The organism is Anoxybacillus sp. P3H1B (genome assembly GCF_001560855.1).
Taxonomy (GTDB): domain Bacteria; phylum Bacillota; class Bacilli; order Bacillales; family Anoxybacillaceae; genus Anoxybacteroides; species Anoxybacteroides rupiense.
In genome coordinates, this window is the sequence record NZ_LPUG01000031.1 from 1 (window position 1) to 22,334 (window position 22,334).

The 22,334-nt window shown below is 42.5% G+C and carries 19 protein-coding genes and 2 pseudogenes; 11 read left to right on the plus strand and 10 right to left on the minus strand.

The features are described 5' to 3' along the window. Positions 1 to 262: 262 nt before the first annotated feature. Positions 263 to 1,642 (plus strand): annotated as a pseudogene (locus AT864_RS16575) (phosphodiester glycosidase family protein); the annotation flags it as partial. A 1,077-nt stretch (positions 1,643 to 2,719) separates the two neighbouring features. Further along, the gene (locus AT864_RS16580) at positions 2,720 to 3,115 is read left to right on the plus strand and encodes a hypothetical protein (RefSeq protein WP_066150934.1); all 396 of its coding nucleotides are present in this window, start codon (positions 2,720 to 2,722) and stop codon (positions 3,113 to 3,115) included. A gap of 205 nt (positions 3,116 to 3,320) precedes the next feature. Here AT864_RS16580 and AT864_RS16585 read toward each other — a convergent pair whose 3' ends face one another. After that, a complete protein-coding gene (locus AT864_RS16585; RefSeq protein ID WP_066150937.1) occupies positions 3,321 to 4,568 on the minus strand; it encodes a CAP-associated domain-containing protein in 1,248 nt (415 codons plus the stop codon). A 637-nt stretch (positions 4,569 to 5,205) separates the two neighbouring features. Here AT864_RS16585 and AT864_RS16590 point away from each other — a divergent pair. Continuing rightward, a complete protein-coding gene (locus tag AT864_RS16590; protein WP_066150939.1) occupies positions 5,206 to 6,519 on the plus strand; it encodes a processed acidic surface protein in 1,314 nt (437 codons plus the stop codon). Position 6,520: 1 nt separating this feature from the next. Continuing rightward, positions 6,521 to 7,117, plus strand: coding sequence for a class D sortase (locus AT864_RS16595; protein ID WP_066150942.1), 597 nt, complete (start codon positions 6,521 to 6,523; stop codon positions 7,115 to 7,117). Between the two features lie 58 nt (positions 7,118 to 7,175). On the opposite strand, the gene AT864_RS18565 is transcribed toward AT864_RS16595, so the two are convergent. From AT864_RS18565 to AT864_RS16605, 3 genes are read right to left on the minus strand one after another with little or no spacing between them, the layout of a single operon-like run. Further along, a complete protein-coding gene (locus AT864_RS18565) occupies positions 7,176 to 7,307 on the minus strand; it encodes a hypothetical protein (RefSeq protein ID WP_255357524.1) in 132 nt (43 codons plus the stop codon). A gap of 11 nt (positions 7,308 to 7,318) precedes the next feature. Then, positions 7,319 to 7,894 carry an MFS transporter gene (locus AT864_RS16600; RefSeq protein ID WP_197431036.1) on the minus strand — a complete coding sequence of 192 codons (576 nt, stop codon included), beginning with the start codon at positions 7,892 to 7,894 and terminating at the stop codon, positions 7,319 to 7,321. Further along, complete coding sequence (locus AT864_RS16605; protein WP_066150948.1) at positions 7,869 to 8,066, minus strand: hypothetical protein; 198 nt, start codon at positions 8,064 to 8,066, stop codon at positions 7,869 to 7,871. The genes AT864_RS16600 and AT864_RS16605 overlap by 26 nt, the downstream gene beginning before the upstream one ends. Before the next feature lie 409 nt (positions 8,067 to 8,475). Here AT864_RS16605 and AT864_RS16610 point away from each other — a divergent pair, with 409 nt between their 5' ends. The 5 genes from AT864_RS16610 (at position 8,476) to AT864_RS16630 (ending at position 13,040) form a co-directional block, all read left to right on the plus strand. Further along, entirely contained in the window at positions 8,476 to 9,273 is a 798-nt protein-coding gene (locus AT864_RS16610) for an ABC transporter permease (RefSeq protein WP_066150952.1), read from the plus strand. Between the two features lie 95 nt (positions 9,274 to 9,368). After that, the gene (locus AT864_RS16615) at positions 9,369 to 10,418 is read left to right on the plus strand and encodes an aliphatic sulfonate ABC transporter substrate-binding protein (RefSeq protein ID WP_082741725.1); all 1,050 of its coding nucleotides are present in this window, start codon (positions 9,369 to 9,371) and stop codon (positions 10,416 to 10,418) included. 18 nt (positions 10,419 to 10,436) lie between these two features. Then, positions 10,437 to 11,285, plus strand: coding sequence for an ABC transporter ATP-binding protein (locus tag AT864_RS16620; protein WP_082741726.1), 849 nt, complete (start codon positions 10,437 to 10,439; stop codon positions 11,283 to 11,285). 254 nt (positions 11,286 to 11,539) lie between these two features. Continuing rightward, on the plus strand, positions 11,540 to 12,472 hold the full coding sequence (locus tag AT864_RS16625) for a TauD/TfdA family dioxygenase (RefSeq protein ID WP_066150954.1): 933 nt from the start codon (positions 11,540 to 11,542) through the stop codon (positions 12,470 to 12,472). Positions 12,473 to 12,665: 193 nt separating this feature from the next. Continuing rightward, positions 12,666 to 13,040 carry a multidrug efflux SMR transporter gene (locus AT864_RS16630; RefSeq protein WP_066150957.1) on the plus strand — a complete coding sequence of 125 codons (375 nt, stop codon included), beginning with the start codon at positions 12,666 to 12,668 and terminating at the stop codon, positions 13,038 to 13,040. Between the two features lie 247 nt (positions 13,041 to 13,287). Here AT864_RS16630 and AT864_RS16635 read toward each other — a convergent pair whose 3' ends face one another. The 5 genes from AT864_RS16635 to AT864_RS16655 form a co-directional block, all read right to left on the minus strand. Next, positions 13,288 to 13,809, minus strand: coding sequence for a hypothetical protein (locus AT864_RS16635; RefSeq protein WP_066150960.1), 522 nt, complete (start codon positions 13,807 to 13,809; stop codon positions 13,288 to 13,290). 338 nt (positions 13,810 to 14,147) lie between these two features. Continuing rightward, positions 14,148 to 15,872 (minus strand): thiol reductant ABC exporter subunit CydC, encoded by a 1,725-nt coding sequence (gene cydC / locus AT864_RS16640; protein ID WP_066150962.1) that lies wholly within the window; start codon positions 15,870 to 15,872, stop codon positions 14,148 to 14,150. Beyond that, positions 15,869 to 17,590 (minus strand): thiol reductant ABC exporter subunit CydD, encoded by a 1,722-nt coding sequence (cydD, locus tag AT864_RS16645; protein WP_066150965.1) that lies wholly within the window; start codon positions 17,588 to 17,590, stop codon positions 15,869 to 15,871. The genes cydC and cydD overlap by 4 nt, the downstream gene beginning before the upstream one ends. Further along, the gene (gene cydB, locus AT864_RS16650; protein ID WP_066150969.1) at positions 17,590 to 18,600 is read right to left on the minus strand and encodes a cytochrome d ubiquinol oxidase subunit II; all 1,011 of its coding nucleotides are present in this window, start codon (positions 18,598 to 18,600) and stop codon (positions 17,590 to 17,592) included. Before cydB ends, cydD begins: the two co-directional genes overlap by 1 nt. Beyond that, the gene (locus tag AT864_RS16655) at positions 18,591 to 19,997 is read right to left on the minus strand and encodes a cytochrome ubiquinol oxidase subunit I (RefSeq protein WP_066150972.1); all 1,407 of its coding nucleotides are present in this window, start codon (positions 19,995 to 19,997) and stop codon (positions 18,591 to 18,593) included. The genes cydB and AT864_RS16655 overlap by 10 nt, the downstream gene beginning before the upstream one ends. 349 nt (positions 19,998 to 20,346) lie before the next feature. Here AT864_RS16655 and AT864_RS16660 point away from each other — a divergent pair, with 349 nt between their 5' ends. Further along, complete coding sequence (locus AT864_RS16660; RefSeq protein WP_082741727.1) at positions 20,347 to 20,790, plus strand: Fic family protein; 444 nt, start codon at positions 20,347 to 20,349, stop codon at positions 20,788 to 20,790. Positions 20,791 to 21,164: 374 nt separating this feature from the next. Here AT864_RS16660 and AT864_RS16665 read toward each other — a convergent pair. Then, positions 21,165 to 21,666 (minus strand): annotated as a pseudogene (locus AT864_RS16665) (LURP-one-related/scramblase family protein). A 284-nt stretch (positions 21,667 to 21,950) separates the two neighbouring features. Between AT864_RS16665 and AT864_RS16670 the strand changes: the two are divergent. Next, positions 21,951 to 22,313 carry a DUF3221 domain-containing protein gene (locus AT864_RS16670; protein WP_066150975.1) on the plus strand — a complete coding sequence of 121 codons (363 nt, stop codon included), beginning with the start codon at positions 21,951 to 21,953 and terminating at the stop codon, positions 22,311 to 22,313. Positions 22,314 to 22,334 lie beyond the last annotated feature (21 nt).

The following is a 22,334-nucleotide window of genomic DNA, read 5'->3' on the forward strand; positions in this document are numbered from 1 at the left end:
CATTTATTACCAAATGGATAGTGATCACCTTTAGTTGGTTACTGCCTTGTTTTTCGTTTATCATAAAATATTTTATCCAGAAAATTCTGTATAAAATATTTTTATTTTTTATGCAACGCTACTGATAATGTATGTTGAAATCAATCTATTAAACTAGTTAAGGGGAGAATTCCTAATGTTTTATAAGCGACTGATTTATTTTTTCTTTGTAATCTCGTTGATGTGGATGATGACAACGGTAGAAGTTCGTGCAGAAACTGCCGTCTATTGGGAAGGAGCAAAACTTGTAAAAGGACAGATTGGTAAAATTGAAATATTAAAACCGATTAATCTATGGAAACGAGAAAATGGAAAATTACGTTTTGTAAGATTATTAAAGCCAAAAGAACAGTACCGTGTTTATTCATATGATAAAAAACAATATGGAGTGGGAGGCAGTTTATATGTAACTAATATCAAGGGATATGTACAGTATAAAACACCTTCAAAAGAAAAGCTAAAGCTTGTCGATCCGGAGCGGTATGGTGTTAAGAGAATAGCGCTTGGTACAATTATGAACGAGTCTTCTACAGTTATTGTTCCTGGTGTTGAAAAATCTGAATTAGATATATATGGGGATAACAGAAAACAGCATGTGTACAAGCTCGATATCAATACTAAAGAAGATCACATAGAGATTGAAACAGCACTTTCAAATGAACAAATACTTGGAGTAGAGTCTGTTCTTCAGCAAGCTAATCAAGCTAACACTGGTGACCACTTAGTGCTTGGTGCAATCAACGGTGATTATTTTAAGGCCAATGGCGCCCCGATTGATTTAATGGTGCATCATGGCGAAATCATTACAACTAACACAACTTCACAGGACAAACGGGTGATTTTTGGTATTCGGGCAGATGGCACCCCTATCATTGGAAATCCCGATGTCAGGATGGAAATGACAACTAATGATGCTAATAATCACCCTATCCATTCAATTAACAAGCCTCGTTATGCGAATAATCTTGTCCTTTATACTCCCTATTTTTCGACAACAACGTTAACCAATGCCCTCGGCACAGAAGTGGTATTAACGAACATCCAAGGAAAGTTAAACGGAAACAACACGATTACATCCAAGGTGAAAAAGGTGGTCAGCGGTGCGGGAAACGAACCGCTTCTTCCGGGAGAAATGATTTTATCTGGGCATGGAGAGGCAAGCAGCTATTTGCAGCAAGTCAAAGCTGGTGATACAATTCAAATTTCGATTCAGTATGACCAACATCCTTGGAATGAGGTACAAGAAGCGATTGGCGGGCGATATCGCTTGGTCGCCAATGGTGTTGCACAATCATTCAATATTGCAGGCGCACATCCGCGCACGGCTATTGGTATAGATAAAACCGGAAAAGTATTGGCTGTTGTAGTAGATGGACGTAACCCCGCTCATAGCAACGGTGTTACCTTAAATGAACTTGCTAAGTTAATGAAAGATTTTCATGCTGTTGAGGCAATGACCTTAGACGGAGGAGGCTCTTCAACATTCGTAGTAAGACAATCGGATGGGAAGTTGGCAGTTATCAACAAACCTTCCGACGGAACGGTACGACCAGTGGCGAATTCACTTCTTATCGTCTATAAAAAACAGGCAAAAGAGTCTCAATAACTTATCATTTCACCTTAAGACACTATATATAGTCACGGAAAATACCCTGCATATAATACTTAAAATGTCGGCAGTTCTTCAGGAGACGGTTTCATGTTTTTTCAACCCCATGGAACAGCTTCTGGACTAAGAGAACTTTGCAGATACCTTTGTTGCTTCAAAACAGTCGATGATGCTAAGCATCATTACTACTTCTTCCGAAAAACATCTGGAAGCCCCATGTTCAATTGCTTAATGATGTAAACAAGCTTGTAATCAAACGAAAAGAAATTTATATACGTGAGAATAAGACGCAATTATTCAATATTCAATCATTTTACAAAAAAGGAGATTTACTTTAAAACCAAGTCACTTTACATATACAACTCCCTATAATCTAGGCAAGTAAAAAACAATGTTTTTCAAGAATCAAATCAAAAAGAATCAGGAATACTAACAATTAATTCCTCTTGGTTCAAAAACCAACTAATACTCTGGTTATAGTCCGCATCCTCAAAGCAGTGACAATGGAAGACTTTTAGGGAAAAGCCCGTAATTGCTGATATGTGGAACTAGCTATGCTTCTTCAAGTGTTTATCACCGACAAATAAATTAAAAAATAGGGATTGTATATGATTTTGGTAAAAATTAGTTATATATATCTGTCCAAAACAGGAGGCGTCAAAAAATCATCATGTGGTATATGAAGATGCAAAAAGCCATGGGTTTGGTACACGAGTAAGAGATGGGAAATGTCGGTTATAATTGGATCAATTTTACAGAAACGTCAATTGAATTCAATAAAGATATTCGGAAGCTAATCATCCTAATATAGCTCTTCCGATTACACTTAGAACTATCGGTTCAATATGGAGATCCACGAATTAAATAAATATGTAGCTTTACTATATATATCGACGTCATTCAAGCAATTACAACCAATAGTCGCTTTATCTGTATTTTTTGTACTGCTTATTGTCAATACAGCTACCTTGATTTCCATAGAAAAACGTTTGCATTTCATCTGAAAGTATGTATATCATAAGACAGAATGGCTTGAAAACATGTGTATGCGGAGGGGGTTACAATGCTCTTATGACAAATCATGATATATTAAAACAATTGCAAGAAAACCCTCCTAAATTGATCGGAGGATATAAAAAACAAGGATGGGCTATTAAGGTATTAGAGAAAATAAGCAACCATGATCTTGAGGAAGAAGGAAATGGCTTAATTACGGCTAAAGCGGTTCTTGAGGCAAAAGATAAAACATACTATCCCGCTTTTCTCACATTAGATATACTAAAAAAAGGAATGATCGTTGGTTTGTATTTTATTGCAGAAAACAAAGAACAGTTTGACCTGATTCCATTCGAATTGGCAAAGCGGTTCTTAAATAAGCCCGAAAACGATTTATTACCGTTTCGCTATCGGACGTTAGCAAAAATTGAAGGAGATCAACAACAGACCAATTGGCCAGATTTTACCTAAAGGAGTAAGAAGAAAACTTACTCCTTTTATAATGCAAGAAGTTTATGGGCGTCAGAAAAACGGCTTGTATTTATATAGCTCTAATGTTGTACAACTTATGGCGATCCTATCTACACAACGCATTATTGCTGAAAGCACAGCACATGACAACTAGAGGCTGTTCCTGTCAAAGAACAGCCTCACATCCAGACTTCATTATAAATAACTAAGGAGTATAAAAATCTTGTGTATAATATGGCTGATCATAACTATTAAATGTCACTCCTACACCTAAACGTTGAAATTTAGGATGTAAAACATTCTGACGATGACCAAGCGAATTCATCCAAGCTTCATGGACAAAGATAGCATTAAATTGACCATAGGCAATATTTTCCCCTGCTGTGCTATAAGAAATTCCATCCCTCTTCATTCGATCAAATGGAGATAACCCTTGCAAGTTGGTATGACTAAAATAGTCTTGTTTCGCCATATCCTCGCTGTGCTTCCTTGCCGTTTCCGCCACTTTTCCATCCCATGTCAAAAGTGACAGATGATTTTTCAAACGCTCTGCATTGACTAAGTCAAAGATTTGATATTCATAAGCTGTGCGTAACGCTGTATCCGGTGTTCCATAAAAGCCTTTCTTCTTCTCTTCTAACTCTTTTCCCACTACTTGCACAGCCGTTACGCGGTTACTGTTATACTTATCAAAGAAAAAAGTGACATAATTTCCATTGAGCAAATACATATCATACTCTACATTTTTCATCATATATTGCGTACTTCCTTTTTGAATATAGGAAAGCGGCTGACCATATTTCGCTTCCACTTCCGTCTTAGTTGTTCCGAGCACTCCGCCCTTTTTCGTACTGACAATTGGTTGATTCGTATACATAGCAGCAACACGATTATTCTGATAACTCACCATCAAAAATTCTTTGTAGTTCCCGCGATCATATGCTTCCCAGTATAGCCCATAATCATTCCATGTTCTTCGCTTTGCTTTTCCATACAACGCTTCCACCTTCGACCGCGAATCTCCAAGCACCACTTGATTCATCGAAACAGTGGCGTTCGTCTGTTTCGCTTGCTCAATACAAGTCACACTCGCTAATTTCGCTTTCGATGGTGTTTCATACTTAATACTGGTATCACGTTTGACATAATAGCCACCACCAACGCTTAAATAGCCAGATTGAAACGCATACACCCTATAAACATTACCTGGATATAATGTTCGTACAGCAATCAACTCATTATTTTTAAATGATATCAAAGCTGTTTTTTTCAGCACTGTTAAGCGACCAAGTTGTCCTGGCCTTAGCTCTGCTCCATCCCACCAAACCTTCTCCTCTCCCGTGTATGACGCACAGTTTTCCACTGCCACAGCTTTAGAATACGAAAGCAGCCCAAACAGACCGCACACAAATGCAAATATCATCGCAAGCTCCGGACGAATGATCCTAGCCATGCCATCTCCTCCCTAGAAGTAGATTTACTTCTATCATACTAGGAAATTGAGTTTTTGATAAAGAGGATATTTCTCTGAATTTATATAAATCCAATTTCAAAAATTCCCTATATTATAATATATGAATGATTAATTCTTTCGACATAGCAATATCGCTTTCTCATGCAGATAAACAGTCTCATAATTAATATATAGCTTGAAGATGGAACTAATCAGCTCTGGAAAGCAACCAACCAAAGACAAGACTGTGCGACCTTCCTTGATTTTGTTGTCGATACCTTTCGTCCGACTGTTTATGAGAAGAGGATATAAACTGGGGTTAGAAGCACAACAGCTCGTATTCTCGTTTAACTTTTGAAAACATAATAGATGGACATACATCGCGTAGATAATCGTTTTCCAGACTTCATTGTTGCACTGCGTACTTTTCCCTTGACTAACTTTTCAAGACATCGGCTCCCCCAATCGGCAGATATACCCTCCTCTACTGAAATCCAGATTTAGTTATATTTTTACTTTAATATACATATGAGTATTTTTATTGATTTACAAGAATATTATTTTATATTTTCAAAGTATTTTACCTTGTTTTATACTAAAATTGCTAATGACAATTAATATAGGGGGTTACTTACACATGAGAAAAAAATTCATTCCTTTCGCTTTGGCTACATCGCTCGCCATCGCGGCATGTCCTGTTTCTGCTTTTGCCATGGATTCCCGCGATCCAGAGCTGCAAAGCTATTTGAATGAAATCGGCATGACAGTCGAAGAATTGGAGGAATACTTAGCAGACTCTTACGATTATACGCTTGATGATTTTGACAGCGTCGACGAACTCCGCGCTGAGCTCGGTGATGCGCTGACAGAAGAGAACTTGGCGCAATTGCTGAACGAATACGGAATGACCGAAGACGAACTTAAACAAATGCTGATTGACAATGGTGAACTCGAACCAAATCAACCAATCACCGATGTGTTTAAATTTTACAACGAGCTGGCTGATTATGTCGAATTTTTCCATGACTATTCGACTCCAATTACAGATGAAACATTAAACCAATTTTTGCAAGAACGCCATATGACAAAAGATCACTTGCTGACACTGTTAAAAAAACATGGAGAATCTTTAGAAGATTACAGCTCCATTGGGGATTTAGCAGATGCCGTAGACTATTATCAAAGCCTCACTCCGCTTACTGAAGAAGCGTTAAATGAATTTTTAAGCGGGCTTGGTTTAACGAAGCAGCAGCTGGAGAAGCTTTTAGCCGCTCACGGTGATTCATTAAGCCATTATACGACTGTCGAAGAGCTGGCAATGGCTGTCGTGGATTATCTAATGCCTGACTTGGATGAGCTTGGTCTGACAAATGACGAATTGGAAAAATTGTACAATCATTTTGGATCGTTAAATCTTGAAGATCCACAATTCGCAAGCAAAATGGAGGAAATCGGAGAACGCTTAGCCGCCATTGGCGCGTACGATTTTACAAGCGCAACCGAATTGTCTCCTGCTCAATTAGCGGAAATTGCCGATGTTCTTCATGACATGCTTGACCTGTTTGAGCTGGATGTTCAATTTTACCTAACAAAAGCTGGCGAGAAAAAACCATTAAGCTTATCGTCATTGCTGACTCTTGAATCGACCAATGGCTATGACCTTCTCATCGAAATTTACAACAAGCAAGGAGAAATGCTTGCTGATTTTGTGTTGACAGCCGATATGTTCAATTCCGATCTATTTGAAGAAGTCGGAAATGATGTGAAACAAGGCGGAAAAGTGATACAAATCCAAAAACAACTTAAACCAAAACCAGTCAAGAGAACGGAAACAGGAGCCAAGCTGCCAAAAACGGCTGCTCCTTATGCGGCAAACATGCTAGCTGGCGTTGCTCTTGTGGCCATTGGAGCCTTTTTATTCCGAACTCGAAAAGGAGCAGACAGCAAATAAAATGCGAAAACGAACCATCACCCGCTTTTTCGGTATCATCCTGATGGCGGCTGGTCTTTTGTTGATCTTATTCTATGGATACAAATGGGAAAAAGGCATTCATGCCTCTAAACCGATCCCAACCAAAACAGCAGACGCAAAACCAGCTGTATCGGCCAAAGCCGCACATGTCGTCTACCGTCATCCTCCAAAAACTGGAGAGCAAATAGGGGAGCTTCTCATTCCCAAGCTAAACGCCGCATTGCCGATCTATCACGGCACGAACGAAGACGAGCTTGAGAAGGGCGTCGGCCATTACGCTGGAAGCGTCCTTCCCGGTGAGCCAGACAACTGTGTGCTCGCTGGCCATCGCGACACAGTCTTTCGCAGGCTTGGTGACGTGGGAAAAGGAGATATCCTCATTGTCAAAACCGAAGCTGGTGAGTTTACTTATAAAGTCCGCAAAGTGCGGATTGTCGACGCCAATGACCGGACCGTCATTGTGCCAAAACCAAAAGCTACGTTGACCGTTTCCACGTGCTATCCGTTTCACTATATTGGAGCGGCTCCAAAACGGTATGTACTTGTCGCCAATCTTGTGAAAACAGAAAAAACATGAGGGTTCCGCCAACAAACAAAGCACGATCCGCATGGAAAAACAACGGCTTTATTCTTCGTTAGCCTATGTAAAACCGGAGCGGCCATTCCTTATTTGGAAACAGCTGCTCCGGTTTTTTCTTGCTTGCGCTAAATGAAGGGTCGCACGAAACAACGCGGTCTGCTATGCGATCCACTCCTATTTCAAGCACATGGCAACTCCCTATTCCTTTTCCATGTCGCCTCTTCGCCCGTCCTGCCGCTGTGTCTTCCTCCATAATGCTGACTTCGCATAAGCCATGACGCTGACCGGCAAAAGCAATAGCCCTGAAAAAACAAACACGATGGAGGCACCGAACGTATCGGAAAGCCATCCCATAATCAAAGAGGAAATTCCAAATATAGCGGTGGATATTGTCCCAATTGAAGTATAGACAGCAGCCAATTGTTCCTTTGGAACATTCGTTTGAATCAGTGTTTGTTGTGAAATTTGCTTCAATTGGCTAAAGCAGCCAATGACAGCCGATAAAATAAGCGCCAGCACCGGGATTCGTGTCATCCCTACCCCAATCGTCGCCATGCCAGACACAAGCGAACTCCATGCCATCAACGCTGCCCGTCGCCGGTCCACCCATAAAGGAAGTTTTACGCATAATAAGCTGCCGAGCATCAGGCCAATCAAGGAAGCGCTGTTTAGATACCCCCACCATATTTCCTGCACGTTTAACATCTCTTGTACGTACACCATTAATATGGCAGCGATCCAAACAGAGCTAGAAACCGTTTCTAAACATTCCATAACCGCAATCGTTTTTAATGCCGGTATCGCAGCAATCGTTTGCCAGCCTTGCGTCAGCTGATCCCGTCATGCGGTAAATCGTCGCCATCACACCGACAATATAAAGCACATCACCAATATTGGCCAATGATTGGCCCAGCATCAGCACTAGAAAATGCCGTTCTATGTTCAAATAAGATCCCCCATTTTTCTTAGTAATGATAGAAAACGTGGGAGAATATTTAAATTGGACGACTTGCCATATTCCCTTGCTCCTTTACCATCATGCCAGTCCATAACAGCCTGGAGGATCAAAAGCTGTCGCACTGGCAGTCATCTTAATCGTTGCAAATGAAAAAATCCATTCTCATCTTTAAGTTGTATTTTATATTAGGTTCACATTTTATTTCTACGCAAAATTTGCTGCATATTTCCCAATTTTAAAAATGAGCAGCATGTTCCTTCTTTAATTTAACGCAAAAAAATATTGACAAAGCAAAAACCACTTGCTACCATATTTCCAAGTAATCATATAGGAATTTACAATTTTATTGCTTCCTTGAACGAAAGGAACGTTAAATTTTAAAGAAGGGAGATGACCAATGGGACCAAGATCTACATATAAGAAGCATGTGCTTGCTAGAGGGGTTTCTTTCATCAGCGTCGCCTTCATACTTATGATTTGGACAGTCAGCACCCATTTCAAATGGGTCGATCCTGTATTTCTTCCACCCCCTCAATCTGTATGGCAAACGTTTTTAGAATTACTAAGAGACGGATATAAAGGCATTTCGTTAAGCTCTCATATACTCGATAGCTTACACCGGCTTTTTATCGCTTTAATCCTAGCCTTGTTCACAGCTGTACCGTTAGGGATTTTCTGCGGGATTTCCAAATACGTCCTTGCATTTTTTGATCCCATCATCGAATTTTACAGACCGCTCCCGCCGTTGGCTTATTATGCTTTGCTTGTTTTATGGCTAGGAATTGATGATCGATCAAAAGTAGCCCTGCTATTCTTAAGCGCCTTTGCTCCTCTGTTTCTTGCAACGGTGGCCAGTGTGCAGAGGGTGCCGCAAGATCGAATCAACGCAGCACGATCTTTAGGAGCTACCAAACCGAAAGTCCTTTTATATATCATCTTGCCATCCTGCTTGCCAGACATCATAACCGGTTTGCGCACCGCCATTGGGGTTACATATGCTACGCTGGTCGCAGCTGAAATGGTGGCCGCTACTTCAGGCATCGGGTGGATGGTATTAGATGCTAGCAAATATTTGCGGAGCGACATCGTCTTTGTCGGAATCATTCTAATGGGAGGAATCGCTATTCTTATGGATAGCCTCATCCGATTGTACCAACACTTGCAATTCTCTTGGGTGGGAAAACAAGACTCTTAAGCGATCATCATCGCTGATAAACTTTAATTTCACACAAAAAGACAGAATAGTGGAACGAATAATAATCAATCATAAGCAACGGGTGGAGGGAAAAAATGAAGCTTCAATGGAAATCAAATACGTTATCGCTAATTTTTCTGCTCATGCTAACAAGCGCCATCATCGGCTGTTCCAAGCAAGACACCGCGACAACAGCTGCCCAAAACACGGCATCAAGCCATGAGCCTAAGGAAATCAAGCTAGGATACCAAGTGTCGCCAAACGGGGAGCTTTTAGCCAAAGCATTAGGGCTGCTTGAAAAAAAATATCCCCACATTCAAATTCGGTGGATCAAATTTGATTCCGGCCGGGATGTAAATAATGCCATGGCAAGCGGGAGCATTGATTTCGGTCTTGTCGGCACCCCTCCGGGATCTATCGGCATCGCTAACAAGCTGCCTTATAAAGTGTATTATCTTCACGATATGATCGGTGAAAGTGAAGCGCTCGTGGTCAAAGAATCTTCTGGCATCCAATCATTGCATGACTTAAAAGGAAAGAAAATTGCGACTACATTTAGTTCCACCTCTCACTTTAGCTTGCTCGGAGCCTTAAAAGAAGCAAGCATTGATCCGAAAAAAGAGCGAATCACCTTGCTTGATATGCAGCCGCCTGATATTTATGCTGCTTGGCAACGGGGGGATATCGACGGCGCTTATATTTGGCAGCCGACACAGACAAAGCTTATCAATGAAGGCGGACGCGTAATAATCACCTCCAATGACCTAGCACAAAAAGGCGTGGTAACCGGAGAATTTGGAATTGTCAATAAAGAGTTCGCTCAAAAATACCCTGACATTGTAAAAGGTTATATTTCTGTTCTAGATGAAGCGGTACATTATTATCACAGCCAGCCGGAGCAGGCTGCTCAAGTACTTTCGAAGGAACTGGGATTGTCCCCTGATGAAAGCTTAAAAACCATGAAGCAAATTATTTGGCTGGACGCTTCGCAGCAAAAAGACTTTTTTGGTGAACCAAATCAACCAGGAAAATTAGCCAAAATATTAAAAGACACGGGAGATTTTATGGCTAAACAAAAAAACATACCATCTTCTCCTAGTCTGGACGTTTATCAAAAAGCATTATTAAGCGAGCTTTATCAATAAAGAATGGAGAGGGATGTTATGCAGACTAGTGCGCCAACGACCGCACATTCGTCAATGGCTCATAACCGCAATCCGACATTGATCGAGTTAAAAAATATTCGTTTAGCTTATTCGCAAGAACATCACGATACGCCCATATTGGATGATATCAATCTTCAACTGGATGCCGACGACTTTGTGTGCCTGCTGGGCCCATCAGGCTGTGGCAAATCTTCATTATTAAATATATTGGCAGGATTTCAGACACCAACCGCCGGCGAAGTAATGATTGACAGCCAGCCTCACACCGGTCCAAGCGCCAAAGTAGGGGTTGTCTTTCAACACCACAACTTGTTTCCATGGATGACCATCGCCAAAAATATTGAGTTTGGTTTAAAGATGAAAGGAGTGGAAAAATCCGAACGAAAAAAACTCGTTTCGGATTATTTGAATCTGGTAGGATTAGAGTCTTCCGCTCATCTGCTGCCTTATCAGCTCTCTGGAGGCATGAAGCAGCGGGCAGCGATCGCTAGAACACTAGCTACCGATCCGCAGGCCATTTTAATGGATGAACCGTTTAGCGCACTGGATGCTTTAACACGGGAAAATATGCAGGCTCATCTACTTGAACTTTGGCAAAAAACCAAAAAATGCATCTTTTTCATTACTCATGATGTAGAGGAAGCCCTTTTGCTGGGCAGAAGAATTTTAGTCATGCACGCCAATCCTGGAAGAATGGTAGTCGATTTGCAAAACCCGCTATCGTCATACCGCCAGTCTATTCAAGAACTCAAGCATTTGAAGGAATTTCATGATCTGCGATCTTATTTAATTTCTGCAATTAGAAATAAAGAAGTGAACAGTCCAAGGTTGGGCTGGTTGAGATAAAGTAAAAGCTTTCGACCATTCTCTTAATCTCGTATAGCTTTTGGACGGTCGGACACTCACACGACAAACCGCCCTAAGTACTATGAATAAGCTCATTCTCATTGTGCATTCACATGAAAAAGTCAAGTTCACAGATTGGCCTCCGACCGCCCTTTTTCCAAGATGATTCGTTCCATCTGATTCATGTTTCCGGCAGGCTTTATGATTGCTTTATGTTCAGAGTCATAGATCAATATTTGAAAGGAGCATATTGAATGTCTAATGTAAATACTCGTTATCCCCGTCCATTGAAATTTGAAAATCGTGATGATCATGTAGGTCCGCGTATTTTACGCCGTCTCCCTGAAGGTGTAGAAGAACAGCCCTATACACTGTTTAAAGTCAAACCGTTAAGTCCGATCATAGGCGCGGAAATCAGTGGTATCGATTTAAGAACCCCTGTTACACCGGAGCTGCAGGCAGAACTTAACCGCGCCCTCTTGGAATGGAAGGTTCTCTTCTTTCGCAATCAAAACATCACAAGCGAACAACAGCAAGCCTTTGCCCGGCTATGGGGCGAATTGGAAGTTCACCCGTTCTATCCTGTCGAAAAAGGTCAATCGAAGGAAGTGGTTCGCTTTGCGAGAAATCATAAGCAAGGAGGATATGAAAACATTTGGCACGCAGATGTGACTTTCCGAATCAATCCGGCTAAAGCGGCCGTATTAAGGCTTATTGAAGCTCCGCCGATTGGCGGTGACACGCTGTGGGCCGATATGGCCGCCGCATACGACAATCTGCCTGATGAAATAAAGGAACGTATTGATGGCCTTACGGCGATTCATGATTTCACTCCTGCATTTAGCCATTTGCTGACGCCAGAGGAATTAGCGATAAAGCAACAAGAGTTTCCGCCTGTTGAACATCCGGTCGTCCGCACTCATCCGGAAACAGGCCGGAAAACATTGTTTGTCAATCCTTCCTTTACAACGCAGATCGTCGGGCTGGAACCAGAAGAAAGCGAGCAGCTGCTTCAATATTTGTTCCGTCAAGCTCACGTTCCCGAGTATCAAGTACGCTTCCACTGGGAAAAAGACTCGATCGCCTTCTGGGATAATCGCGCCACTCAGCATTACGCTGTTTCCGATTATTATCCGCATCCTCGCAAAGCAGAGCGCGTAGCCATCGTTGGCGATCGGCCATTTTAAAATAAATAAAACGAATGGAATCCATTTTGGTTCCATTCGTTTTATTTATGAAAGTTACCGTTATTCAGCGGTTTCTTATCGACCTTTTTTATTGTATAATATTTCCATGAATGATCCCTATACATACTTTGTCTGATGGAAAACGCTTGTATGATTTTATTTCGTCATTACTTTAAAGAAAGAAGGAGAGTTTATGAGCTGGTTTTTTCTATTATTAGGAATCATCTCGGAAGTAATGGGTACTACTTCAATGAAAATGTCGCAAGGATTTGCCAAACTGATCCCTTCTATTTTCATGTTTGTTTTTTACGGAACCAGCCTGACTTTCGTAACGCTGGCGCTCAAAAAGATTGATGTCAGCATCGCTTATGCCATTTGGTCTGGACTTGGCACAGCCATTATCGCCGCAATCGGAATCCTATTCTTCAAAGAGTCTTTTTCTTTATTCAAGCTCTTAGCCATCCTTCTCATTATCATCGGAGTCGTGATGCTCAATATGAGCGGGGAAGCGCATGGAACTGAAGCCGCTTCATCATACGCACCTATGAAAAAAAATGGTGAACAATAACACGAGCTGTTTCCCATTTTTTCGCTGCTAAAAGAGAACGCCATGTCTCAATGATGCCCATGCCGTTTTCATTCCCCATCGAATTAGGTTATCGAATTAGGTTCGGCGTTTTTCTATTCACTTTCGTCCCTACCCAAACAAGCTCCTTGGAGGAGGCCCTCTCCAAGGAGCGGCTTCTATTCTCAAATGATCTCAAGAACGTGAGAGAATTTTCACGAGATTGCAGAAATCCCCTTTGATCCAACAGCTATTGAATGATGATCTTTCCCATATGCTTGACGCGCTCCAGCAACGCAAACAGCCTTGAATAGCCATCTTGGATCGTTTTCTCATTTTTTATATGATTGTAAAGTCCTACACCAAAATAGGTGTCTTTATAGAAGCCGATAAAATAATCGCCCGATTTCATTTGATGCGCCTTTTCATCGCTTAATTCACGATCGACAAACGCCAAATACACTTTCTCTGATTCAATAAATACAAACGGAACAGGAGATTGCAAATAAATGTCAGCATACGGCGGCTTGGCCGCTTCTTTTAAATAGCGTTTATGAATCAATACAGCATCGACATTTTGAAAATTTTTCTTTAACACATCCTCCATCGACAAGGGAATAAAGGAAATGTTTTTTTCGCGAACGTTCGGTGGCTCTCCAACGATGCCGATGGTTAATGCTTCTCCAGAATAAATCGGTGAGTCAAAATGAGGTGGTTGACTGCAGGCCGATAATAAAAGCAGGCTTGCGATAAAAATGAACCATTTTTTCATCTCGTCCCCCTAATAGATCTGCGATATGCAAGACAGCTAAGCCGGAACAAACCCTCTCAACCATCATCGGAATTCCATATCAATCATCTAAACGTAGTATAATTTGGTAAATATGGACTGTCAATCCTTCAGGATTATTCATCGTTCAAGAAAGCAGGCATATGGAATAAACTCCTTTTTCTGCCGCAAAGTTCAGATGTTTCGGTTCGATTAGCGGCTAGCGCAAACAAAAAAGAAGAGCTCGCCGCTATAAAGAGGACTGCTCTCCTTGTTCAAGCTCAAGCATAAAAAAGGGACTGCAACTCCTGATTCCAGCATCTAGAGAAGTGAGGCACCAGCTATCTCATCGCATACAACCGCTTGTAGCGTTCGCTTGTCTTTAATAATTGCTCGTGTGTGCCGTGCAGCTGAAGCTTCCCGTGATCCAAAAACAACACATCATCCACCATATGAATAAAGGCGAGATGGTGCGTGATCCATAAAACCGATTTGTCTTTTAACACCTCAAATATGGTCAGCATCAGCTCTTTCTCCGTCATCGGATCCAATCCGATGGTCGGCTCGTCTAAAACGACGATGGGCGCATCTTGCAAAAGAATTCTCGCAAGAGCGATCCGCTGTCTTTGCCCTCCTGAAAAACGGACCCCCGTTTCCAGCAGCGGCGTGTCATATCCAAGCGGGAGAGATTGAATATAATCATGCAATTTCACCTGCTTAGCTGCCCAAACAATCTCTTCGTCCGTTGCGTCTTCCCTTCCTAATCGAATATTATTTCGGATGGTCGTATCAAATAAATGCGGCTTTTGATTTAACACCGCCACCCATTTGGCGATATCAACGCCCAAGCTGGTTGTAGGAACGCCATTCAACACCACCTGGCCAGCCGTTGGCGACACCGCTCCTTCAATAAGCTTCAGGATGGTCGATTTCCCCGCTCCGCTCGGTCCAAGCAGCGCCAGCTTTTCCCCTGGTCTAATCGTAAAGGAAATATCGTCTAACGTCTGCTCCGTATGGTCATAATGAAACGAAACATGGCGCAATTCGAGCGTGACCCCGCCACCCGCAGCGATCCGTGGGATATCCTGATGAAGCGAAAGTTTTGGTTCCTTTTGATCTTTGGCAAGACGGGACAGGCGCCCAAACGAGTCCTGATAAGCCGGAATCTCGCTCAGCGCATCGGATATTGGCAAAAACGCCTCAGTAAGCGGAAAAATCACAAGGACAAAAGCGGCGATCATCACCGGTGCCAATTCGCCCCGCGCCGTTTGTTCCGCCGTCCAACGCAGCATGGACACCACCATCAAAGCGATCACCCCTTGAGCCGCCGTGTTGCGCCATCTCACAAAACGCATGCGCTGCCGCTCATCTTGAGAGAGGGCTTCTTCCTCGCGTTCATATTCTTGAATAAAATCATGTTGGCGGCCGCTAAACTGCCAGTCGCTGATTCCCATCACCGCATCGGTCAGTCGTTCATATAGCCGATGGCGCCCCGCTTTCATCGCTTGCACCTTTGCCTTCGTCACAAGAAGCGAGACAAGCGGAAAAAGAAGCAACAAAACACCAGCGTAAAAAGCCATCAAGAGAGCAAAAGGCCATGAAAACCAGCCGAGCGCCGCGATGGATAGCCCATACATCAAAAGAGTCGCAAGCATGGGAAAGACCGTTTTTAAATAAAGATCTTGGAGCCGTTCGATATCTTCCGCTAATATGCCTAGCACCTCTCCTGTTTTCCATTTCGCAAACGGAGATAGGACGTTCGGTTCCACGAGCTGGTAGACACGAAGCCTCATCTTTGTTAATAGGCGGAGCACGACATCATGGCCGACTAATCGCTCCATATAACGCGAAACCGCTCTTGTAATCCCAAAAGTCCGAACCGCTACAATCGGCACATAAATCATCAATAAATTTTCAGGGCGCGTCGCTGCTTTGGAAATTAAAAATCCCGATGTAAACATTAATAAAGCGGCTGAAAAAATCGTAAGCACCCCGAAAAAAATGACAAATCCCAGCATCCGTTTATTCTCTTTCAAATAAGGAAGCAACCAATCCTTCGTTTTCACGCCTGATCCCCCCAATGCGCCTTGGCCATTTGATAATAATGCCCTTTTCGTTCCATTAATTGCTGATGCGTTCCTTCTTCAACAATTTCCCCGTCCTTCAAAAAATAAATATGATCCATATGGGGCATCCAATGGAGGCGGTGAGTAGCCAAAAACACCAGCTTGCTGCAAAACAGCTCCAGCATTTTTTCCTTGATATCCAATTCCGTCTCCACATCCAAATGGGCGGTCGGTTCATCGAGCAATAAAATGGGGCGGTTTCCTAAAAAAGCTCTGGCTAAAGCCACTCGCTGCGCTTCCCCTCCGCTTAACGCCCGGCCTCCCTCGCCAATCTTTTCATGGAGACCGTTCGGAAGCCTTTGCACAAGCTCGCCCAATCCAGCCTTCTCCACCGCCGTCCGCACTTCTTCTACCGTCGCATGGGGCTGATAAAAGGTCAGATTGTTCCATAGCGTATCGTGAAAAATATACGGGTGCTGCGGAATATAAAGAAGCTGGCTTTGCCAGTCCTTTTTTTGCAAATGCGTCATTTCCTGTCCGCCGATCTGAATCGTCCCCTCCTGCGCCTGGACAAATCCCCCCATTACATCAATCAATGTCGACTTTCCCGCACCGCTTTCACCAACGATGCCAATCTTTTGAAATCCTTTTACAGAGAGCGTCACACCTTTTAATGACGGCGGATCGCCCTCTTCATGCCGAACCGTAATCCCGTTCAATTGAAGCTCCTGTTGATGATTCCAGCGCTCCAGCTTGCAGGTCCCTTCTTCTCTAAACCGAGGCAAGTCCACGATTTCCTTCAGCTTTCTTCCAGCTTCCTGTCCGTTTAACGTCGCGTGATAATCTGCTCCAATTTCCCGAACGGGCAGAAAGTATTCCGGCGCTAAAATAAGAATGGTTAAAGCAGGCCAGAGGGTCATCTCCCCGTCAACTAAGCGAAGTCCTAAAAACACGGCCACCGTTGCCACCGAGAGCATCGTAAAAAAATCGAGCGCAAACGATGACAGAAAAGCGATTTTTAACGTTCCCATCGTCGCCTTTCGGTACCGTTCGCTGACGCTTTGAATATTTTGGGTATGCGCTTGGCTGCGTCCTAAATATTTTAATGTTTCCAATCCTCGCAACGAATCAACAAAGTGGTTGGCGAGCACCCGGTACACCTTCCACTGTTTATCGGCCTTTTTCTTGGCGGCTAAACCAAGCAAAATCATAAAAATTACCAATAATGGCAGCATCACCATTAAGATGACGGCCGATGTCCGGTCCAGAAGCAGGACATAAAGCCAGACCATCGCGGGAATGATCGCCATATTCACCATTTTCGGCAGAAAAAGAGAGAGATACTGTTTAAATTGCGAAACTCCTTCTTGCAGCAGGGTGACGGCGTTCCCTGTTCCAAGCCGTCTGGCTACCTTTGGCCCTAAATGAAACAGCGCATCAAGCACCTCTTTTCGGAGATGGGCGCCAAGCTTTACAGAGTACTCGTACACCATTTTTTGCTTCACATGCTGCAAGAAATGCCGCATAAGAAAGGCGCCAATAAATAAGAGTAGCGTTTCATATACCTCATGGAACGCCTCTTGCTGAAACAAACGAGTGACCACCTCCGCAAGCCATTTGGCCTGCAGAATGATGGACACTCCTTGAACCACCGTGAAACCAAAAAGCAGCGCGAGGATTCGTTTCATTCCTTCAAAGGCAAGCAGTTCTTTTTTCATTAATAGACCATGTCCTTCCCATCTACACGCTTACGAAACACATAATAGCTCCATATTTGATAGCCAAGAACAAACGGCAGCAACGTGACCGCGACAATCGTCATCACCTTTAACGAATAAGCGCCGGAAGCGGCATTATAAATGGTTAAATCATAGGCGCTTGAAATCGAGCTGATCATGACGCGCGGGAACAATCCGGCAAAGATCGCTCCGACTGTTAAAGCAATCCCGAGACCGCTCATCGCAAAGGTCCAGCCATCGCGTCCTTTTTTAGAAAATAGGATGACCAACCCATACGAGACAACCACAAGGGCTACGAGCGGCACGGTTACCTCGCCGCGGTACGTAAATAAATCTGTCTCTGTATAAGAGAGGCCAACAAAAGCCACAAGCGCCGCAAGAACGGCATAGATCATTTTTTGGGCAAGCTTGCGGGCGCGCATTTGTAAGTCTTCCACTGTTTTGAGAGTCAGAAAGAGCAGCCCGTGCAAGAAGCATAAAAGCGTGACCGCGACGCCGCCCGTTACCGTATAAATATTCACATAATCGGAAAACTCCGCGTGCAGTGTCATCGATTGATCGATCGGCATTCCTCTTAATATGCTGGAAAATAAGACGCCAAAGAGGAACGGAGGGAGAATGCTTCCAAAGAAAATAATCCAATCCCACGTTTGTTTCCAGCTTGGATGATCGACCTTTCCTCTGAATTCAAAGGCGACTCCGCGGCCAATCAACGCAAGCAGGACAAAGACAAACGGAATATAATAGCCGCTAAACATCGTCGCATACCAATGAGGAAACGCGGCAAAAATCGCTCCTCCCCCTGTTAAAAGCCACACTTCATTGGCATCCCAGAATGGCCCGATCGTATTGATCATGATACGCCGTTCGACATCATTTTTTCCAAGAAACCGTCCAGCCATTCCCACACCAAAGTCGAAGCCTTCCAGAAAAAAGAATCCGATAAATAAAACAGCAACTAAAATAAACCATAATTCATTTAACGCCATCCTTGAACGGCCTCCTTTTCAAAAGGATCCACGGAAAGATCGCTTTCCTTCTGTTCATCATGATGCCCGGCTCCTTTTTTAATTTCCCGCACAAACAGATAAATGAGCACGATGGCCAAAATAAGATAAATCGTTGTAAAGGCAATGAACGAGAACAATAATGAGCCGACAGACACATTTGGCGAAATCGATTGAGCCGTTTTCATCAATCCAAAAATGGTCCATGGCTGACGGCCGATTTCTGTCATAATCCAGCCCGCCGTATTCGCGATAAATGGAAAGGCAATCAATGTCACCATGATCTTTAAAAAGGCTGATTTTTTCATTAGTGTCTCCCGGAAATTCCACCATAAGCCGAACGCGGCCATCACAATCATCAACAGCCCTGCGCCCGCCATGATGCGGAAGCTCCAAAATGTCGTTTTCACCGGCGGAATATAGTTGCCCGGTCCGTATTTTGCTTCATATTCCTTTTGCAAGGTGAGCATTCCCGGCACCTTGCCTTCAAACTTCTCATAAGCAAGATAGCTTAACGCATACGGAATCGATAGCTCCAAGTTATTTTTTTGGTTTTCCACATCAATAAGGGCAAAAATCGTCCAAGCGGCCGGATCGCCGCTGTCCTGCCACAGCCCTTCGCTTGCGGCCATTTTCATTGGCTGGGATTCCATTAAATGCTGAGCTTGGGCATGTCCACTAAACGCCACGCCGAGTCCGGAAATCAAAGCAACGACCATCGCCATTTGAAACGACTTCTGGAAAAACTCTACTTCTTGCCGCTTCAATAATTTATACGCGCTCACGCCGCCAATGAAGAAAGCGCCTGTCGCCAATGATCCAAAGATCACGTGCGGATATTCCACTAATAATTGTGGGTTTCGTAATAAAGCAAAGAAATCGTTCATTTCAGCCCGTCCATTCCGAATGACGATGCCAACAGGTTCCTGCATAAACGAGTTTGCGGCCAAAATCCAAAGAGCCGAAAGCATCGTTCCAATGGAAACAAGCCAAATGCACAATAAATGGATTTTCTTGGATAGACGCCCCCAGCCAAAAATCCATAAACCGATAAACGTCGACTCCATAAAGAAAGCGAGCAGTCCTTCAATGGCCAAAGGAGCGCCGAACACATCCCCAACAAAGCGCGAATACTCTGACCAGTTCATTCCAAACTGAAACTCTTGAATAATTCCCGTTACCACCCCAACCGCGAAATTAATCAAAAACAAATGCCCCCAAAACTTCGCCATTTTTTTATAAATCTCTTGATTTTTCACCACATAAAATGTTTCCATCAGTGCAACCATAAAAGCTAAACCGATGGATAGCGGAACAAACAAAAAGTGAAAAATCGTGGTTGCGCCAAATTGAAGCCGAGCTAAAAACAGTTCAGACATCGTAGCTTTCCCTCCTCGATGCATGTTACCCCTAATCATACGGTGAAAATATTGTTCAACCTTTCACATACTATTGTAATGAAAAACGATGTGCCTTTTGTTAAAGGACGTTGACTGATTTGTGACAAATATGTAGAGAATTTGTGACATAGTGAACAAACATTTCGTTGCCCATCTTTTTTCCACTCTCGACAAGTGACAGGGCATTCATCCTCTGTTTTTTGATGTTAACTATTAAAATGCAAAATATACTTTAATATTTTACTCAATCAACATAAAGTAGAATTAAAGCGGTATATCACCATATTCGCCATTGCGATTCCTATCAAGAGGTGAAAGGCATGTAAAAATGAATGAATTAAAAAATATTGACAATGAAAATGCAGGGAAATACAGAACACATCATGTAGGCATCTCAGGAAGCGTTCATCACCCTGTTCATTTTTTAAATGTCCAAGAGGAAATGAATCATTTATTTTCTTGGTATGAACAAAATAAGACCGCGCTTCATCCCGTCCCATTAGCTGCAAAGCTTCACTTTCGGCTTGTCTATATCCATCCTTTTGCGGATGGGAACGGACGAACCGCACGTTTGATGATGAACTTTATACTCATGCACCATGGATACCCTCCTGCGATTATTAAGGCAAGCCCTGAACATCGCTTAAAGTATTATGAATCGTTAGAAAAAGCAAGTGTAGAAGGGGAATTGGAGCCTTTTACCGAACTGGTGACCAAATGTGCAGAGGAAAGTTTGACACATTACCTCCAGGCTTTAGGAATAGAAGAATAAATAAAAACGAGGGGAAAGGGACAGGGCCTGTCATTCGTCGATTATTTGCAGGAAAAGGCGCAGGCGATTTTAGCCTAACGAAAACATCATCACACTTCAGACATATCAAAAAACAAAGCCGCTTCGTTGTAAACAACGAGGGCAGCGGATCTACCAGTTGTTAAAAATATTTTAAGATGATGGCCAACCCTATGATTCATTTTTGATCAGGTAGAAAAATTCCGATTTGACTGATGTTGCATGAGGGTTCAAGTTCTTTCTACGCAACAGTCCGTTCCTATCCCCCCCTCCAGCCGTATTTTAAGCAGCTGGAGGGGTTCTACATGATTTTCGACAAGTGACAGGCACCCGTTCCCACGTAGCAGGCTTTCCTTTTAAGAACTAGTATGAATGATGGAAGCATTAGCTTGGTCAGCTTTTACACAATCAATAGCAATGACAATGGCGACGATGATCTTTTCCATCTCTTCATCCAATATTTGAACTTCGTAACTATCCCCCCAAGTAAACCACTTCTTACTAACATAGCCGACAACCTTCCCCTGCCGCAAAACTTGAAAGTCCATTTCCCACCAATTACCACGAACTTCAATATTGGCTGCATCAATCGTATAGCGCGGTTTTAAAATAGAAAAATCTTTTCTTATTGTTAAGACTTCTTGACCATTCACCTCTACAAAAAACTTCGGTAAAAAACTGAACGTTTTTTTCGTAATAAGAGCTACTTCTTCTCCACTTGCATTCCGGATTGAAAACGTTTTAGGAATTTTCATAAAACTGCCTTCCACGTAATAAACATCTTTTTCCGTATGATCTTTGATTGTAAATTTTTCACCCATACCTAAATAGCTTCTGCTTGATAAAAAGTCGTTTCATTATCCATCCCCCCAAATAGACCATTCGCTATTGCCACCATCAAGAACATGGTCCAAACGCTGTCTTCGGCTCATTTCCTACTCATTGTAAGTTCAAAAACAAAGAGAAACATACTTTTATTTTACAACATTTCCATATTTCACAGAATCATCTTTAATCATATAAAATCTTTATTATAAAATAGAAGCAGTTTGATTTCCACCAGCACTGTAGCCAATGATTCCCGGCTAAAAAGGTTCACAAACATACAAAATGCCACCTTCGTTCTTGGTTAGGAGGTAACTGTGAAAAAATTAATTATTTGTTTTTTTATACCATTATTATTCATTTCTTGTGATAATGAGGAAACAGGAAGAAAACGGTCTGATTTTGTTTTATTTGAGGGGTATGTAGCGCTAAAGAAAGAGTATAACGGTAAAAGGCTATTGGTTATTCAAGATATGACAAAAGAAGATATACGCCGTATGTCCGAGGACGAAATATTGACATATGCAGCTAATCACGATAGTTTTTTATTTTATGTTCATGAGAAAGATTATCAGAAGATAAATGTTGGTCAAAAAATTAGAGTTTGGTATGCCCCGCCTGTACAAGAATCGAAAATTTTGCAGGTTGGGGCAGAAAAGATTCAGGTGATAGACAAGTGAACTATTGTAAAGGAATCAAGG

Excerpts from the sequence above, each read along its gene's own strand:
- AT864_RS16580 (WP_066150934.1), top strand. The coding sequence starts at position 2,720 with ATGACAAATCATGATATATTAAAACAATTGCAAGAAAACCCTCCTAAA.
- AT864_RS16585 (WP_066150937.1), bottom strand. The coding sequence starts at position 4,568 with ATGGCTAGGATCATTCGTCCGGAGCTTGCGATGATATTTGCATTTGTG.
- AT864_RS16590 (WP_066150939.1), top strand. The coding sequence starts at position 5,206 with ATGAGAAAAAAATTCATTCCTTTCGCTTTGGCTACATCGCTCGCCATC.
- AT864_RS16595 (WP_066150942.1), top strand. The coding sequence starts at position 6,521 with ATGCGAAAACGAACCATCACCCGCTTTTTCGGTATCATCCTGATGGCG.
- AT864_RS16600 (WP_197431036.1), bottom strand. The coding sequence starts at position 7,894 with ATGGAATGTTTAGAAACGGTTTCTAGCTCTGTTTGGATCGCTGCCATA.
- AT864_RS16610 (WP_066150952.1), top strand. The coding sequence starts at position 8,476 with ATGGGACCAAGATCTACATATAAGAAGCATGTGCTTGCTAGAGGGGTT.
- AT864_RS16615 (WP_082741725.1), top strand. The coding sequence starts at position 9,369 with ATGAAGCTTCAATGGAAATCAAATACGTTATCGCTAATTTTTCTGCTC.
- AT864_RS16620 (WP_082741726.1), top strand. The coding sequence starts at position 10,437 with ATGCAGACTAGTGCGCCAACGACCGCACATTCGTCAATGGCTCATAAC.
- AT864_RS16625 (WP_066150954.1), top strand. The coding sequence starts at position 11,540 with ATGTCTAATGTAAATACTCGTTATCCCCGTCCATTGAAATTTGAAAAT.
- AT864_RS16630 (WP_066150957.1), top strand. The coding sequence starts at position 12,666 with ATGAGCTGGTTTTTTCTATTATTAGGAATCATCTCGGAAGTAATGGGT.
- AT864_RS16635 (WP_066150960.1), bottom strand. The coding sequence starts at position 13,809 with ATGAAAAAATGGTTCATTTTTATCGCAAGCCTGCTTTTATTATCGGCC.
- cydD (WP_066150965.1), bottom strand. The coding sequence starts at position 17,590 with ATGAAAAAAGAACTGCTTGCCTTTGAAGGAATGAAACGAATCCTCGCG.
- cydB (WP_066150969.1), bottom strand. The coding sequence starts at position 18,600 with ATGGCGTTAAATGAATTATGGTTTATTTTAGTTGCTGTTTTATTTATC.
- AT864_RS16655 (WP_066150972.1), bottom strand. The coding sequence starts at position 19,997 with ATGTCTGAACTGTTTTTAGCTCGGCTTCAATTTGGCGCAACCACGATT.
- AT864_RS16660 (WP_082741727.1), top strand. The coding sequence starts at position 20,347 with ATGAATGAATTAAAAAATATTGACAATGAAAATGCAGGGAAATACAGA.